At 34.0% G+C, this 15,154-nt stretch carries 16 protein-coding genes and 1 pseudogene; 10 read left to right on the forward strand and 7 right to left on the reverse strand.

Features of this window, described 5'->3' with window-relative positions:
• Positions 1–223 precede the first annotated feature (223 nt).
• The 6 genes from EDF66_RS00230 to EDF66_RS00255 all read right to left on the reverse strand — a co-directional run bounded on the left by EDF66_RS00230 (position 224) and on the right by EDF66_RS00255 (position 4,799).
• On the reverse strand, positions 224–751 hold the full coding sequence (locus tag EDF66_RS00230; protein ID WP_132768334.1) for an STM3941 family protein: 528 nt from the start codon (positions 749–751) through the stop codon (positions 224–226).
• A gap of 120 nt (positions 752–871) precedes the next feature.
• Entirely contained in the window at positions 872–1,342 is a 471-nt protein-coding gene (locus EDF66_RS00235; RefSeq protein ID WP_132768332.1) for an OsmC family protein, read from the reverse strand.
• A 57-nt stretch (positions 1,343–1,399) separates the two neighbouring features.
• Positions 1,400–1,621, reverse strand: coding sequence for a hypothetical protein (locus tag EDF66_RS00240; RefSeq protein ID WP_132768330.1), 222 nt, complete (start codon positions 1,619–1,621; stop codon positions 1,400–1,402).
• A 99-nt stretch (positions 1,622–1,720) separates the two neighbouring features.
• Positions 1,721–2,347: a carbohydrate-binding family 9-like protein gene (locus EDF66_RS00245; RefSeq protein WP_165902316.1), complete on the reverse strand. Its 627-nt coding sequence runs from the start codon at positions 2,345–2,347 to the stop codon at positions 1,721–1,723.
• A gap of 191 nt (positions 2,348–2,538) precedes the next feature.
• Positions 2,539–3,768: a DUF5009 domain-containing protein gene (locus tag EDF66_RS00250; protein WP_132839734.1), complete on the reverse strand. Its 1,230-nt coding sequence runs from the start codon at positions 3,766–3,768 to the stop codon at positions 2,539–2,541.
• 44 nt (positions 3,769–3,812) lie between these two features.
• Positions 3,813–4,799 (reverse strand): glycoside hydrolase family 18 protein, encoded by a 987-nt coding sequence (locus EDF66_RS00255; protein ID WP_132839736.1) that lies wholly within the window; start codon positions 4,797–4,799, stop codon positions 3,813–3,815.
• Positions 4,800–5,106: 307 nt separating this feature from the next.
• Between EDF66_RS00255 and EDF66_RS00260 the strand changes: the two genes are divergently transcribed.
• The 8 genes and pseudogenes from EDF66_RS00260 (at position 5,107) to EDF66_RS25950 (ending at position 9,955) form a co-directional block, all read left to right on the forward strand.
• Complete coding sequence (locus EDF66_RS00260) at positions 5,107–5,670, forward strand: sigma-70 family RNA polymerase sigma factor (RefSeq protein WP_243655962.1); 564 nt, start codon at positions 5,107–5,109, stop codon at positions 5,668–5,670.
• A gap of 9 nt (positions 5,671–5,679) precedes the next feature.
• Entirely contained in the window at positions 5,680–5,952 is a 273-nt protein-coding gene (locus EDF66_RS00265) for a hypothetical protein (protein WP_031288290.1), read from the forward strand.
• Between the two features lie 76 nt (positions 5,953–6,028).
• On the forward strand, positions 6,029–6,478 hold the full coding sequence (locus tag EDF66_RS00270; protein ID WP_132839737.1) for a DUF417 family protein: 450 nt from the start codon (positions 6,029–6,031) through the stop codon (positions 6,476–6,478).
• A 125-nt stretch (positions 6,479–6,603) separates the two neighbouring features.
• Positions 6,604–7,065, forward strand: a pseudogene (msrA, locus tag EDF66_RS26530) (peptide-methionine (S)-S-oxide reductase MsrA); the annotation flags it as partial.
• 60 nt (positions 7,066–7,125) lie between these two features.
• Complete coding sequence (gene msrB / locus EDF66_RS26535) at positions 7,126–7,596, forward strand: peptide-methionine (R)-S-oxide reductase MsrB (protein ID WP_259192894.1); 471 nt, start codon at positions 7,126–7,128, stop codon at positions 7,594–7,596.
• Positions 7,597–8,084: 488 nt separating this feature from the next.
• The gene (locus EDF66_RS00280; protein ID WP_132839741.1) at positions 8,085–8,522 is read left to right on the forward strand and encodes a nuclear transport factor 2 family protein; all 438 of its coding nucleotides are present in this window, start codon (positions 8,085–8,087) and stop codon (positions 8,520–8,522) included.
• 207 nt (positions 8,523–8,729) lie between these two features.
• On the forward strand, positions 8,730–9,674 hold the full coding sequence (locus EDF66_RS00285) for an aldo/keto reductase (protein WP_132839742.1): 945 nt from the start codon (positions 8,730–8,732) through the stop codon (positions 9,672–9,674).
• 134 nt (positions 9,675–9,808) lie between these two features.
• Entirely contained in the window at positions 9,809–9,955 is a 147-nt protein-coding gene (locus tag EDF66_RS25950; RefSeq protein ID WP_165902317.1) for a hypothetical protein, read from the forward strand.
• 53 nt (positions 9,956–10,008) lie between these two features.
• Here EDF66_RS25950 and EDF66_RS00290 read toward each other — a convergent pair whose 3' ends face one another.
• Positions 10,009–10,773, reverse strand: coding sequence for a response regulator transcription factor (locus EDF66_RS00290; RefSeq protein WP_132839744.1), 765 nt, complete (start codon positions 10,771–10,773; stop codon positions 10,009–10,011).
• Positions 10,774–10,868: 95 nt separating this feature from the next.
• On the opposite strand from EDF66_RS00290, the gene EDF66_RS00295 reads away from it, so the two are divergent.
• Positions 10,869–11,519 carry a DUF1349 domain-containing protein gene (locus EDF66_RS00295; protein WP_132839746.1) on the forward strand — a complete coding sequence of 217 codons (651 nt, stop codon included), beginning with the start codon at positions 10,869–10,871 and terminating at the stop codon, positions 11,517–11,519.
• Positions 11,520–12,091: 572 nt separating this feature from the next.
• Positions 12,092–15,148 carry a SusC/RagA family TonB-linked outer membrane protein gene (locus EDF66_RS00300; protein ID WP_132839747.1) on the forward strand — a complete coding sequence of 1,019 codons (3,057 nt, stop codon included), beginning with the start codon at positions 12,092–12,094 and terminating at the stop codon, positions 15,146–15,148.
• The last annotated feature ends 6 nt before the right edge of the window (positions 15,149–15,154 follow it).

The raw sequence follows: 15,154 nt of genomic DNA on the forward strand, positions 1-15,154 counted from the left end.
ACATAACCTTAAGAGAAGAATAAGAAGGTAATTAAGAGAAGGCTTATCTGTGATGGGATAAGCCTTCTCTATTTTTGTATTTTTATTAAATTTGGAAATTTAGTAGATCGACCTTAATTAAATAATAGTGCCATAAAAGTCTTTTCGCATAATCGGAAATGAAGGTTTATATTATAGTATGATGGTTTTACAGGAGACCATTCATATTATCGAAAATGAATAACTATGCAACTTGTTGTTTCCAGTAAGATACAAACAAGTCATAGAGTTCATTTATGCTCATATCAATTTCGGAAGCAGAATACATGATCTGTAATTCTTGCGATTGTTTATCAAAAGCCATATTCCAAAACATCTTGGAAAGTTTTGTTTGGTAATATGCTACATTCGTTAAGTATACAACCACCAAAGTATCGCCACCAACTTTTTGAACCTCTAAACCAGTAACATCTTTCCAGTTAATTGCTCCAATACCTCTTGATAGAGGTGAGGTTTTTCCGCTTACAGTATTTTCATTCAATTCAAAAATTGCAGACTTATCATTCATATTTATGATACTCTTTATCACGAAAATCAGCATAATCAAAAATACAGCCCCACTAGCCACTGCTACCTTTGCTTTAAAAATATCGTCAAAAGTGCCTAATCCATAAATAAATACAATGCCCAGGACTAGACAGATCGCTCCAGAACTGATTAATAACTTTCTGCTTTTAGCTGTATCTCTAAAGATTTTAATTTCTTTGTTCATATATCATGTATGTATTAATGAACAGCGAAAGTAAAGAATTTTATCATATACCCAAGAAAATTGCGAAGTTATATGCGTTATTTATATACCTGTCTTTTATGGAAAGTACCTATTATATTTTTATTCTGCGAGGCATGTCGGCTTATGCATTACAGGAAAATTGCACGAATTGGCTATAAAACAAAGTTGATTAGCTTTTTTGTGCAAATCTAACGCTAATGCAATTTGCTCCGGATTTAAAATAACCACTGCAGGTTTTAGTATTACCTCCACAAAACGGCCACTAGCATCTGAATTAACTTCTAATATAGCTTCTGCATGGTCTGTGTAAGAGATGACCTCAATGTTGTTTTGATCACAAAGATAAAGATAAGACATCATGTGGCATGAAACTAAGCTACTCAGCAAGAGATCTTCTGGATTGTATAGACTTGGATCCCCTTTGAAAGCTTTAGCGGCAGAGATTGCCAGATCACTTTTCCCTTCAATAGAAATGTGATGGCTTTTACTATAAACTTTAGATTTAGTAGAAGCTACCTTCTCTGTTGAAAACCAACTTAGTGCTACTTTAAAGATGTGCTTGAACGCCATTTTTTATTTCAAATTTAACTCCATTATACTAGATATCCAATATTAACACTAATTTGACTACAATTTATGTGCTTTCATTTCACTATTCTGAATTTTGTTTAAACCAATGATTTTGTTTTTGGAATCAATCTGAAAGATAGGGGAAGAATCTAGGTCTTGCGCGAAGAATTTATGTTTTGCAAAGGGTACAAGTTCTTTTTTATCATGACCAACCTGTCCATAAAGTTTATTATGCTCTAGGGTTACTTTAAATACAGGTCCTGGATTAAATTTGATCATATCAGTGCTTAAACCTGAAAACTACATCAGAATTAGGTTTTATAAAGTTCTTGCTAAGAAATATGATGAGAGACATAATACGAAAGATCTAACTCATCTTTATTGAAAGTTTATATTTCCAAAAAAATCTATAGCATGAAACTGTGGATGCGGTAAATGAATAGGAGACCAAGATAAATAATGAGGCTGTTCCAATTTATCACCGCATTTATAAAAGTTCCCTTTAAACTTTTGATTAGCAAATGAATCCATTGGATTTAAATAGAAAGCAGTTAATGGTATGATGACAGCTAGTTGCCAAGAGGTTGTTTGATTTTGAATATTGATCGGATCGCTACCTAAAGAGGACCATCGCTTGATACTGTTTAATATAGGTTCTGTGGCCAATGCACGTTTTCCAGGCTTACCTGCCTGCATTAATAACTTTCCGATACAGTTGAATTCAAAATTATAATAGGTTAAATCAGAGGCCTGAGGTTGGACAAAAAATTCAACACATGCATCTTGAAATACTTTCCCGTTATCATGATTAGTAACAGCCCTTACATGTTTCTCCTCCACTAGGTAATGAATTAATAAAGCCTTATCGGTATATGCAATAGCAAAACTAACCTGCGGTTTATAGGGATATGTAGTCCAATTCACCTGATCAATAGCTTGATAGGTAATAGCCGCTTTATTAAAAAAAAGAGGGATATCTTTAGGATCAGCTATATCCGTTTTCAATCTCACTACTGTTAAAGACTTTGACCTGTTATGCACTTGGGCAGTTAAGTTACATGTTGTAAATACCGCGAAAAAAATAAGTACAGCTCGAATCGAATTTCTCATTATAGATATAAGGTAAATATTTAAGTCAGCTATGGTGCTGGTATCAAAGCTTATTTAGAACACAACATAATCATATTTTCTATGTTTTATAGCCGTAGTTTTATATTCATTTTTTCAAAAAGACCAGCTGTCCAGATTACTAAAATAGCAAAAAGAAAGCAATTAAGAAGACCTGGCAACCCAGAGGTTAATTGATCGGGTAATGTAATTAAGGTTAAACTAGAGGCTGCATAATACAAATAAGGTATACAATAAGTAGTAAGTGTACTTGTACCAGCTGGTTTGATCCATTTAAACCATCCTGTCAAGTTATAATAGGTTAAGATATCCATTAAAGTATATGTCAAGAGAGAAATACATAAGACATAAAATAACCAAGGTAATGTCGCCGAGATTTTATTTACAATCCAATATTGATGACAGAAATGTCCCATCGCTAAACTGATCAACCCAGATAAAATGATATAGAACCATTGCATGCTTTTAGATAATTTTTCCATTTTAGCAAGTGACATACTGAGTATTACACCACCCATGGTGAAAGCTGTTAATACGCCATTGCCGATATGAAATAGTGCAATGAATCCGTCAATAAAATTACCTTTTGGTAGATTTAAGATTGAAGTTCCACCAAACTCTGCTTTTAATGGCGTTTTAAGAATTGCGATCAAAATAAGGATGACAGCAATGTAAAATAGGTATTTCTGTCGATCAGAAAATAGTAAATAAACAGTCGCACAAAAGAAATAAGAAAAACCAATCATCCCAAGAATACCCCAATTCGAAGAAAATACAGATCCATTTGCTCCTCTAAAGCTAATTGCTAAATAGAGAAGTATGAGTACACCTATTATTTTGAAGATGGGGATCAGGCCTTGTATTCGATGATTCGTAACCTTTGAATAGTCGTTCCAGATGGCAACAAAAGCTAGGATCATCAGTACCCAATAGATAGCGATTGAATAAGGAGTGTCTGCCGCTAGCCCGGCTTCGGAATTTCCGATAAAAACTCCAGTAATCAAAAGTGCAAATGTACGGGACAAAATATGCTTTATTGTCGATAGCGATTCATATCCTTTAGTATACCGTATCTCGATTGCATAAGGTATGGATAAACCGACAGAAAAAAGAAAGCATGGAAATATAACATCTGCTAGCCCCATAAAATCTTCTCCATAAGCAGCATGCTCAAGATAATGGGGAACGTCATGAATTTTCCAAAAATCATTAACAAAGATCATAATCAACATGGTCAGTGCCCGCATCATATCAATTGCTGGATTCCGCTTATGATAAAATAAACTTTGCTTTTCCATTCTTTCACAATAAGGTTATTCCTGTACTTATGTTCAATTGTTGATTACTCGAATATTCCTGAATAAACTGTACTTCGAAGTATTCCTTCTTCTGTATCACCAGCATATTCCCAATACATAGCTCCTAATAAACCTTTTGCTCTTATAAAATCGCACTTGAGCCTGATGGATTCGGGGCTTTCATAGGACAAAACAAATTCTCCTTGTTGATTGACCATGTAATTCGCTTTTGCAACATCATCCCATTTTTTTTCCAATCCTTGTAGCTTTAATAAGTCTTTGTAATCGATAAAACTTTTAACTTCTTCCTTATTTCCTCTTCCATAAAAGGGTATTCCTAAAACAAGTTTGTGAGCAGGCATCCCCGCGGTAATATGTGCTGCTACTGCTTCTTCACATGTTGTATTACCAGACAATGCTGATCGGTATAGGCTCGCATGGTGGTAAGGAGGATTACCGGAATCGTAGGTCATGATATTGACAAAATTTAGATAAGGTGCAACTATATCGAAAGCCACATATTTACCACTTGCCACAGAAGCCATAGTTAGCAATTTTTTAGTGCCAATAGCTTTTCTAATCGCTTTCATCAATAAACTAAAATTATGGGTATCATTAATATGGGAAGATATACCTGCGGCCGAACTAGTAGGGTATTCCCAGTCAATATCAATACCATCTAAATGAAATTGTTTGACAGCTCGAGCACAATCTTGGGCAAATTGCTCTCTTTTAGTGTTATCTGAGGCCATCTCACTAAATCGGCCACTTCCCCAACCACCGATCGACAATAATACCTTAAGATGAGCATATTTTTTCTTCAGATCGACAATCGATTGTAACCGTGTTTCATTATCGATACGAATACCATTAAAAGCATCATTAACATGACCAAATGCGTAATTAATATGTGTAATCTGTGTTGGATCGGGTATATCTGATGTCCAGGAAGTTACATAGGCGACTATAACCTTACTAGGTTTCTTTTTCGCAAAAATGGGTGAGACAGTAGATATTAGCAGTATTAACATAATAATAAGCTGAAAGGAAAAAAACGCTATACACGATTTCTCATTCTTTTTAATTAGCATAAGTTTCAATATATTAGATCTTTTTTTTAATGTTAGGTTAGTCCTATCTGTAAATATAATATATTATTTGTTGATAATCAATTCGTTCTATATCTTTTTTTCTAACAAGATAAATTGTCTGAACTAAAATGAAAAGTATATTTAAACATCCTTTTATCTAGCATTAATCTACCCAATCTGCTTACATCCTCCGGTTAATGTTGATAGAAGTCAGAAGTTTATTCTTTAACTTTATAAACCAGTATATTTGAATCGCAGCATGAATGAAAAGATAGAGACAATTAATAGGTGGATTGACCAATACAGTCTGCCCTTATTAAAAAGAGCAATGTATTTAGTGTCTGATAAAGAAGATGCCGAGGATTTGGTACAAGATGTTTTTATAAATGCCTTTGAGTCATATACTAACTTCAAGGGTAATAGTAGTCCCTTAACTTGGCTCATGCGTATCTTAAAGAATAAAGTTGCTGATTTCTATCGTAAAAAGTACCGTCATAACGATCAGATCAGTTTGGATTATTTTTTTGATGAATCAGGATCATGGAAAAGTGATGATATACTATATGAGTGGAACGAAGAACAAAATCTGCTGGATGACAAAGAGTTCCATGTTGCTTTGGAGGAGTGTTTAGAAGGTCTTCCTTTAAAGTGGAAAATCCCTGTAAAGCTTTATTATCTCGAAGAAAAAAAGGCAGCTATAGTTTGTCAGGAAACCGGAATTACAACGACTAACCTTTGGAAAATACTTCAGAGAAGTCGTTTACAATTACGGGCCTGTTTGGAAAATAATTGGTTTAATACTCAAAATTAAAACATTACTATGTTAAAAAGAACCATACACTTTTTACTGCTCTCTTGTTCTGAGACGACTTTGTTAATTGAACTGCAAAATGCTGACGAATTATCATTAATTCAAAGACTAAGATTAAAGGGACATCTTTCTATTTGTAAATGGTGCCGCGCTTATGAGAGAAAGTTTATTTTTATGGATACACTTTTGCGCAACAATCTGAATAAAGGGCATAATCAGGTTATTCATGAAAATGATATACAGGAGTTTAAAAGTAAAATAAAAAGTAAAATTAAAACTTAATCTTTTTTGTCAGGATTTGAAAGTATCAGCGACTATTGATGTAAAGAAACATCACTGAACTTTAAAATCAATCAAAATGCATGCAAAAAACAAAAATAATGATCCAAATATAGGGTCTTCGTTAGGTTACTATATTTCGTTTGGAGGAGCAGTTCTTATTTTACTTTGGATAGGAATATTTAAGTTTACACCTACGGAGGCAAATGCGATTAAACCACTGATAGAAAATCATCCACTATCGGCTTGGATGTATACCATATTGAGTGTGCAAACCGTATCGAATATAGTTGGTGTAGTGGAAATTTTGGTAGCAATTTTACTGATTCTGACATTAAAATTTGACGAACTGAAAAAATATGCAGGATTTGCAATGTGCGTCATATTCCTGATGACATTGAGTTACTTATTCACCACACCAAATATGTGGAAGATTATAGATGGCGTACCCTATACAGATTTTTTTATACTTAAAGATCTGATGTATCTAGGATTTGGTATGCATTTGGTAAGTTATAAGACAGTTTAAAACATAAAACAATGAAAAATACATTAATAATATTGATATGTTCTATTGGAGTTGTCACATTGATGGCAATGGGTCTTGCTTTAAAGAAAAAGACAATAGAGCCACTAAATAAAATACCAACCGACATGAATCGTAAAACAAAAGAAATTTATTTTGCAGGAGGATGCTTTTGGGGTACAGAGCATTTTTTTAAACAAGTAAGAGGTGTTACTGCTACAGAAGTAGGATATGCGAATGGAACAGTTGTAAAACCAACTTATGAGGCAGTTTCTAAAGGTGTAACAGGAGCTGCAGAAACCGTTAAAGTTGTCTATGACCCCGAAGAAATTGATTTAGAACTGTTAATTGACTTGTTTTTCAAAACGATCGATCCAACACTTTTAAATCAACAAGGGAATGATATAGGAACCCAATACCGGACAGGTATTTTTTTCTCCAATAAAGAAGATGAAAGTTTAGTACATCAAAAAATTGAGGAATTAGGAAGGGCTTATCCGCAAAAGAAAATAGTGGTAGAATTTGGACCTGTAAAGAGTTTTTATGATGCAGAAACATATCATCAAGATTATTTGGACAAGAATCCTGGAGGCTATTGTCATATAGGGGCAGATTTATTTGAATTAGCAAAGAAGGCAAATCCTGTCAAAGTGGGGGAATATAAAAAAAAGGATAAAGAAACCTTAAAAAAAGAACTTACGGATATCCAGTACAATGTAACGCAAAAAAACGCTACCGAAAGAGCTTTTGATAATGAGTACTGGAATGAATTTAGAGAAGGGATCTATGTTGATGTGACTACAGGCGAACCATTGTTTATATCTTCAGATAAGTTTGAGTCGGATTGTGGATGGCCAAGTTTTTCAAAACCGATTAGTGAGAAAATAGTGAAGGAACTATTGGATAATTCATACGGAATGGAACGTACTGAGGTGCGCAGTAAGACAGGCGATGCACATTTAGGACATATTTTTAATGATGGTCCAGCAGATAAAGGAGGTTTAAGATATTGTATCAATAGTGCATCTATCAAATTTATTCCTAAAGATGAAATGGCTACGAAAGGTTATGCTAAGTATATCGCATTGTTAGAGAAAAAAGATCAGAAGTCAATTAAATAACATGTTGTTAGGTAGTTCTTTATTTTATAATCATTTTCGAATTATCAGGATGGAAATTTATACATAAGATCATCCGTACATGATAAAGTTATTTATATAAGTGTTATCATTAAATAGGCGATGTGTTAAAATTATTATAGACAATCTCAGAGAGAGTAAGATATTTTAAAGATGAACTTACTCTCTTTTTTTATCTATTTATTTTTCCCTCGAACCGCTTAAAATATCTATTCATATATATTTAACAGGGCCGTAATTTATAACATGCATTCACGCGACGTCATTTACTTTAATAATGATGGATTGTCTATTCACCTTCAGTATACTGTTTTTTAGCGAGTTTAATATATTGTTAATCTAAATGTAATAAACAATATACGTTGTTTGTCTTAATTTTGAATCAGAAAGTTAAAGGAAATTATTAAGGGAAAAATTATCCAAAAATCTACTCATTTAAAGCACAACAAACGAGTACTAAAAAATAAAACATGATGACAACGTTAGTAAAAACATTCGCAGCGGTAGCATTAGTAACTTTAGGTAGCATTACTATGGCGGCAGATAAACCAGAAAAAAGTATGGTTAATCTTTCTACAGCTAACTTAGCAATTGGTCAATATATAGAAATCATTACCAAAGGACAATCAATAGGATTAGAGCAGTTGTTTGCAAGCGATTTTAATCAGAAAGTCCAAGGGACACATGCAAAAACAAATAGTCGATCAGAACTTATTAACTTCTTTAAAAAGCAAAAAGGAGAGCGATTAAACTGTAAGACTACTACACAGATTTTAGAAACCTCCAAAGACTACGCTATTGCCAAAGTGATCATGCAATTCGATAGCTTTACCAAGATTGACATTGTAACTTTAATCAACGATAAGGGGACTTGGAAAATAACGGACTCCGTCACCTCATATAAATAGAAAATTTCACTGAAAAATATAGGTTTTATATCAGGCCATATCGTTAGATATGGCTTTTTCTATTAGACATACATTTCTATAATATTACTCTTTTTGTTCTAAGATATTATAACTTTATTAGAACTAAAGAGTCAACATCTTGACAAACTGATGAATTTATTAAAATGTGAATAAGTTATTTTTACTGAAATATTTATTTGAATAAACATGAAAAAAGTAACAATTAAAAATACAGATTTAGAAATTGCTCCGATAAATTTTGGAGGTAATGTTTTTGGATGGACTTTAGATGAAAAAGAATCATTTGATATTTTAGACGCGTTTGTAGATGAAGGTTTTAATTTTGTGGATACTGCAGATACATATTCTTGGTGGGTGAATGGAGTAGGAGGTCAGTCTGAGACTATCATTGGAAAATGGATGAAGCTACGTAATAACAGAGAAAATATTGTCATTGCAACAAAAGTGGGATCTGAAACAAAAGAACATCCTGTTGATATCAGTAAAAAACATATCCTGAAATCCGTTGATGAATCTTTACAGCGTTTAGGTACAGACCATATCGATCTGTATTATACGCATTTTGATGATCAAATAACACCAATTGAGGAAACATTATCTGCGTATGACGAAATTATTAAGGCTGGTAAAGTTCGTTATATTGCAGCTTCTAATCTATCGCCTAAGCGATTGATAGAATCTTTTGATGTTGCTGAGAAGAACAATTTTCCGAAATATGTAGCGCTTCAACCACATTATAATTTGATGGAACGCACTACTTTTGAAAAGGATTACGCACCTTTAGTTGAAAAATATGATTTAAGTACTTTTTCATACTGGTCATTAGCCGCCGGATTTCTAACAGGAAAATATAGAAATGAATCAGATCTTAACAAGAGTGCGCGTGGTGAAGGAGTGCGGAAATATTTAAATGCTGAGGGATTAAATGTGCTGTCAGCTCTTGATAAAATAGCATTGAAATATCATACACAACCAGCAACAATAGCCTTAGCGTGGCTACTGGCCAATCCATTAATTACAGCACCAATAGTAAGCGCAACGAGTAATAATCAATTGAAAACGCTATTTGATGCTCCTAAAATCACTTTAGATCAGGAAGATTTAGCATTATTGAATGAGGTCAGTAAATAATTGAGATTTTGGTACTAATGGTAAGAATATTATTTATAATGGTATAAATTACGGATGTTTAAAAAGTAAAGGATCTGTCTAATTATTTTTTAAGTAGCTTTATGATAACACACTGTGCTGCTCAATACATAAATATGAAGACCATACTACTTATACTGCTCATTATAGTCGCTTTATTGATGATTTACTTTGGAATTGGAGGAAATCTATTACCCCCCATATTAACTGGATTAGGATTTATTATTATAGCAATCTTATTTAAAATCGGCGTCAAGAAATAATTTGACGCCGATTTTAAATTATATCGATTGGGAAAATAGGTGATCTATATCAACTATTTAAACAAGTTTAAAGAAGATGCGATCCGGCATGCTTCAATTGAATTCGTAACTCGAAGTTTTTCAAGAATATTTTGTCGGTGTCGATTGACAGTATTAATACTGATGGAGAGGTCATCAGCAATTTCTTTACTGCGTCTGCCAATTTTTATTAAACTAAGAATTTCTATCTCTCGCTTGGATAATAAATTGCTACTTTCCTGTTTTTCAGGTTGAATAATTTGCCCTGTAACACTGTTAACAATAAAGCCCTCGTAAGACTCTGTGTTATCGGACAAATGAGCAAAATTGTATAAACATAGGGCTAACCAAATACTGCCATTAGGTGAATTCTGAACATAATACATGCGATGGGATATCCATATATACTGACCTTCCTGATTGTACATCCTGATCTTACTAATGACATGAAAATTGTGACGGTCAGTAAGAGGTATATGTTTTATAAAATGAAAATATTGCAATTCAAGGATATGCTTCCGTAGTAGATCATCAGGGTGAATAAGCTTGAAAATTGCATCTTCCCATATGGAATCAATCTCTGAATCATGATCTGATAATCCTAGTGTTTGGGCAAGCCCTCCGTTGTAGATATAGCTTTTGTCATTTTTAAGATCACTCAAAACCGCGATCGCATTTTCAATATGAGCATAAAATTGTGCAATATATTGACATTGCTGAAGCAGTTTGTGAGGATCTGGCTCTTTCTCAAATACTTGCTCTAAAAGCTTTTCGTTAAGAACTCCTGCAATGTTATTCATATCTTAAAAAATGGTTATTTATCAGTATTGATAATCTTTAAACGCACGTATACCTTTGCTAAAGTAAAAAATTATAAGATTATTTGAATACAGAGATGAAGAAATTAATACTACTTATGATGACTGTCCTTTGCCAACAGTTGACAATGGCACAAAATCTAACGAAAATGCAGTGGTTTAATGAACCGGCAAAGTGGGAGGTAAAGGACCAAACGCTGAGTATGTTCGTAACACCCCAGAGTGATTATTGGCGTATATCGCATTATGGATTTACTGTTGACGATGCTCCATTTTATTATGGAACTTATGGTGGTGAGTTTGAGACAAAAGTAAAAATTTCTGCTGACTATAAAGCGAGATTTGATCAGATGGGATTGATGCTTCGTATTGATAAAGAAAATTATATTAAAGCAGGAATCGAGTTTGTTGATGGAAAATACAATTTAAGTACTGTCGTAACACACCGCACCAGTGATTGGAGTATCATCAGTCTAGAAAAAGCCATTCCATACGTATGGATAAAAGCTGTAAGGAGGTTGGATGCTGTAGAGATATTTTACTCTTTTGATGATAAAAATTATACTTTAATGCGTAATGCCTATTTACAAGATAATACACCTGTTATGGTGGGCTTAATGGCGGCATGTCCTGATGGTAATGGATTTAATGCAACATTTGAGCATTTCGAAGTGAAGCATCTTGCTGATCAAAGACGCTTAGAATGGTTAAAAAATCACGCAAACTAAATGGTACATGTTCATACCCCAATAAAAAAATAGAAGTACCCCTGTATTTTTAGTGAAAATTTAATAACTGAATCGGATAATAGCTACAGATTAGCTTTATCCGATTTTTCATTTCCTTTTTTGATGTTAATGCATTGGCATTTTTGCTAATATAAAAATTTGTTTGACAGATAATATGATTAATAAACGATGTTATATGGTGCTTTAGTTCAGGTTTTAAAAATAATTACATTAAATCTACTTAGTTAGTAGACTTTATTAAATTTATTTTTATATTTGCCTTATCGTTACTCAATTGGCGTTGGCAAACGAAACCGAAATTAATATTCATTATTTAACAAAGTTTATGAAAAACAACCTTACTAACCCATCTACAAGAGCAGTCTCCGTGACTGCTTATGTTTCCTTTAATTTCCCTTCCTGCTGGATGCGAATGTGCATCTAATTTCAAAAAATCTTCTTTAAAAAAATAGGGGAAGCTTTAACGCTCCCCCAAGTTTGGATATAATGAACCACAAGTCTTCAATTGGCGTTGGCACTTGTAAGTATTCACTATTAAACACCGTAAAACTATGAAAAAATTAGGAGTACTTCGGTATTCTATACTTATTTTGTTCTTAATACACAGCCTGAATTCGCTGTATGCTCAAATAGAACCTAAACCGATAATAAATGCCTCCTTAGTTGGTACAGTTATCGATGCTTCCAGTAAAGAGCCCATTGAAGGTGTCACTGTGCAATTGGAAGCAGTAACACATAGTGTAAAAACAGATGGAAATGGGCGGTTTCAATTTGTCACAGGTCAAAAACTCCCTTTTACGCTGATTGTATCTTTTGTCGGGTATGAAAAGAAAAAGATTGTTATCAATACATCACCTACTGTAATTGAATTAAGCCCTACTACGGAAGATCTTGATGAAGTCGTAGTGGTAGGCTATGGTACGCAGAAACGCCGCGATTTGACGGGATCAGTTGCTTCCTTAAATGAGTCTTTATTGAAACAGAATGTATCATCGCTAGATCAGACTTTGAAAGGTGGTATATCAGGGGTGCAGGTTACGCAAACTTCTGGGCAGCCGGGCGGTGGTGTCAGTATCCGTATTCGTGGAGGCGCATCTATTCAGGGGGGAAATGAACCCTTATATGTTATTGATGGTTTTCCCATATATAATCAAACAGAGAGTACTGGAGTAGGTAGTGGAACTCCTGTCAATCCCATGTCGAGCATCAATCCAAGTGATGTCGAAAGTATTGAAGTTTTAAAAGATGCTGCTGCAACAGCAATCTACGGTTCTCGTGGTGCTAACGGCGTAATATTGGTGACAACTAAGAAAGGTAAAGCAGGTCGTGTACAACTGAACTATGATGGTAGTATAGGCCAACAACAGGTGTTAAAAAAAATAGATGTCCTAACAGCTCCAGATTTTGCTATTCTTCGCAATGAGGCCTTATATGATGCATATCCGAATCTGGGAAAATTTCAGTACCTCACACAAGACAAAATCGATCAATTAGGTTCAGGAACAAATTGGCAAAAAGAAGCTTTCCAAAATGGACAGATTACGAATCATCAATTATCTTTATCAGGTGGAGCTGAACAGGTGCAATATTTTATTGGAGCCAATTATTTTGACCAAGATGGAGTAATTAAAAATACAGATTTTAAGCGTTTAGGTTTCCGTTCCAATATCAATGCTAATCCTTTTAAGCGCTTAAATGTTGGCGCTAATTTTTCAATTAACAGAACAACATCTCAAATTGCACCATCAGGAATTATCAATGCATTATTGATAATGCCTCCAACCGCAACCATATATGATGCCGATGGATCCTACACATTAAGAAATCCGTTTGAAAACATTTTTGCAAATCCTATTGCAACATTAAAAGAAACCACCAATACATCAAACGCATTACGCATTTTAGGAACTTCATTTGCTCAATATGATATTATAGAAGGGCTTCAAGCGAAAGTGTTATTAGGTGTAGATTTAAACAATAGGACCGATAAATTTTATTTGCCTTCTTACATCTACGAGGGGGCAGGTAACAATGGAAAAGCAAATTTAGGTAATCTAGATTCATATTCATGGCTGAATGAAAATACGTTAAACTATACCACTTCTTTTCAAGATCATCATTTAAATGCTTTAGTTGGATTTACGCAACAGGAAGCAAAGAATGAGACCTTCAACGCGGGAGCTGAAAATTTCGTAACGGATGATCTTTTGTATAACAGTCTGCAAAGTGGATCAACCCTTGTCCGTCCAAATTCCGATGCTTATTCTTGGATACTGCATTCTTATCTGGCTCGTGTAAATTATAATTATGCCAATAAATATTATTTATCAGCCAGTATCAGGCGCGACGGTAGCTCTAGATTTGGAGCTGATAATAAATGGGGAAATTTTCCTTCTTTAGCTTTTTCATGGAGAGCTAGCAACGAAAGCTTTTTTAAAGAAACGTTCAGTGCAGTCAATGATTTAAAAATCCGAGCTAGTTTTGGAACTACAGGCAACCAGGAGATCGGTCAGTATCAGTCGCTTTCGACATTATATAACTTAAATTATTTATTTGGCAATAAAATAGTAACCGGTTTTGCTTCGCAACGTATACCAAATAAAAATTTAGGTTGGGAAACGACCTATCAGTATGATGGAGGATTTGATATTGCGCTATTTAACAGTAAACTACAGTTTACCTTAGACTACTACTACAAAAAAACCACCGATTTATTACTTAATGTTGAAATTCCATGGACATCAGGTTATGCATCTTCTTTACAGAATTTTGGTTCAGTTTCCAACAAAGGATTTGAATTTGGCTTGAAAACCAGGAACCTAAATGGAAAATTTGTATGGAATACAGATGTGAACTTTTCATTCAATCGAAATCAAGTATTAACCATTGGTACAGGAGCACAATCTTATATTTCTGGAAATTATATCATTAAAGTTGGTGAACCTCTCGGAACTTTTTATGGCACACAGATCGATGGAATTTTACAAAAAGGAGAGGAATCAACTAAAGGTTTATTTACTGGAAATGCCATACCAAAAGCTGGGGATCGTCTTTACAAAGATATCGACGGTGACGGTAAATTTACAACAGCAAATGACCGAGGCATCATTGGAAATGCACAACCAGATTTTATTTTTGGACTAACCAATACGCTTTCTTATCGCGGCTTTGATCTTACTTTTTTAATACAAGGAACAGTTGGCAATGAGTTACTTAATATCAATCGTCAAAACTTGGAAATGTTTACGAGACAACAAAATGCATCAACAGATGCTTTAGACAGATGGACTGAAACAAATGCCAGTCAAAGCTATCCTAGAGCGAAATTAGATCCTGCTCCAATTTTTTCAGATCAGTTTGTTGAGAATGGTTCATTTGTCAGATTAAAGTCTTTTCAATTTGGCTATACCATTCCTAAACATGTATTAAATGCTACTCGAATATCCAATGTGAACGTATACCTATCTGGACAAAATTTACTTACCTGGAGTAAGTACAAAGGTTTTGATCCTGAAGTGACATCAGGTAGTAACGTACAGATAGGGACAGATTCTGGAATTTATCCAGCTTCACGCTCCCTCACAGTAGGTCTTTCTTTAACATTTTAATCCAGA

The organism is Sphingobacterium sp. JUb20, assembly GCF_004342035.1.
GTDB classification, from domain to species: Bacteria; Bacteroidota; Bacteroidia; order Sphingobacteriales; family Sphingobacteriaceae; genus Sphingobacterium; species Sphingobacterium anhuiense.

Excerpts from the sequence above, each read along its gene's own strand:
- EDF66_RS00240 (WP_132768330.1), bottom strand. The coding sequence starts at position 1,621 with ATGATCAAATTTAATCCAGGACCTGTATTTAAAGTAACCCTAGAGCAT.
- EDF66_RS00290 (WP_132839744.1), bottom strand. The coding sequence starts at position 10,773 with ATGAATAACATTGCAGGAGTTCTTAACGAAAAGCTTTTAGAGCAAGTA.
- EDF66_RS00270 (WP_132839737.1), top strand. The coding sequence starts at position 6,029 with ATGCATGCAAAAAACAAAAATAATGATCCAAATATAGGGTCTTCGTTA.
- EDF66_RS00265 (WP_031288290.1), top strand. The coding sequence starts at position 5,680 with ATGTTAAAAAGAACCATACACTTTTTACTGCTCTCTTGTTCTGAGACG.
- EDF66_RS25950 (WP_165902317.1), top strand. The coding sequence starts at position 9,809 with ATGAAGACCATACTACTTATACTGCTCATTATAGTCGCTTTATTGATG.
- EDF66_RS00255 (WP_132839736.1), bottom strand. The coding sequence starts at position 4,799 with ATGTTAATACTGCTAATATCTACTGTCTCACCCATTTTTGCGAAAAAG.
- EDF66_RS00300 (WP_132839747.1), top strand. The coding sequence starts at position 12,092 with ATGAAAAAATTAGGAGTACTTCGGTATTCTATACTTATTTTGTTCTTA.
- EDF66_RS00250 (WP_132839734.1), bottom strand. The coding sequence starts at position 3,768 with ATGGAAAAGCAAAGTTTATTTTATCATAAGCGGAATCCAGCAATTGAT.
- EDF66_RS00295 (WP_132839746.1), top strand. The coding sequence starts at position 10,869 with ATGAAGAAATTAATACTACTTATGATGACTGTCCTTTGCCAACAGTTG.
- EDF66_RS00235 (WP_132768332.1), bottom strand. The coding sequence starts at position 1,342 with ATGGCGTTCAAGCACATCTTTAAAGTAGCACTAAGTTGGTTTTCAACA.
- EDF66_RS00230 (WP_132768334.1), bottom strand. The coding sequence starts at position 751 with ATGAACAAAGAAATTAAAATCTTTAGAGATACAGCTAAAAGCAGAAAG.
- EDF66_RS00285 (WP_132839742.1), top strand. The coding sequence starts at position 8,730 with ATGAAAAAAGTAACAATTAAAAATACAGATTTAGAAATTGCTCCGATA.
- EDF66_RS00280 (WP_132839741.1), top strand. The coding sequence starts at position 8,085 with ATGATGACAACGTTAGTAAAAACATTCGCAGCGGTAGCATTAGTAACT.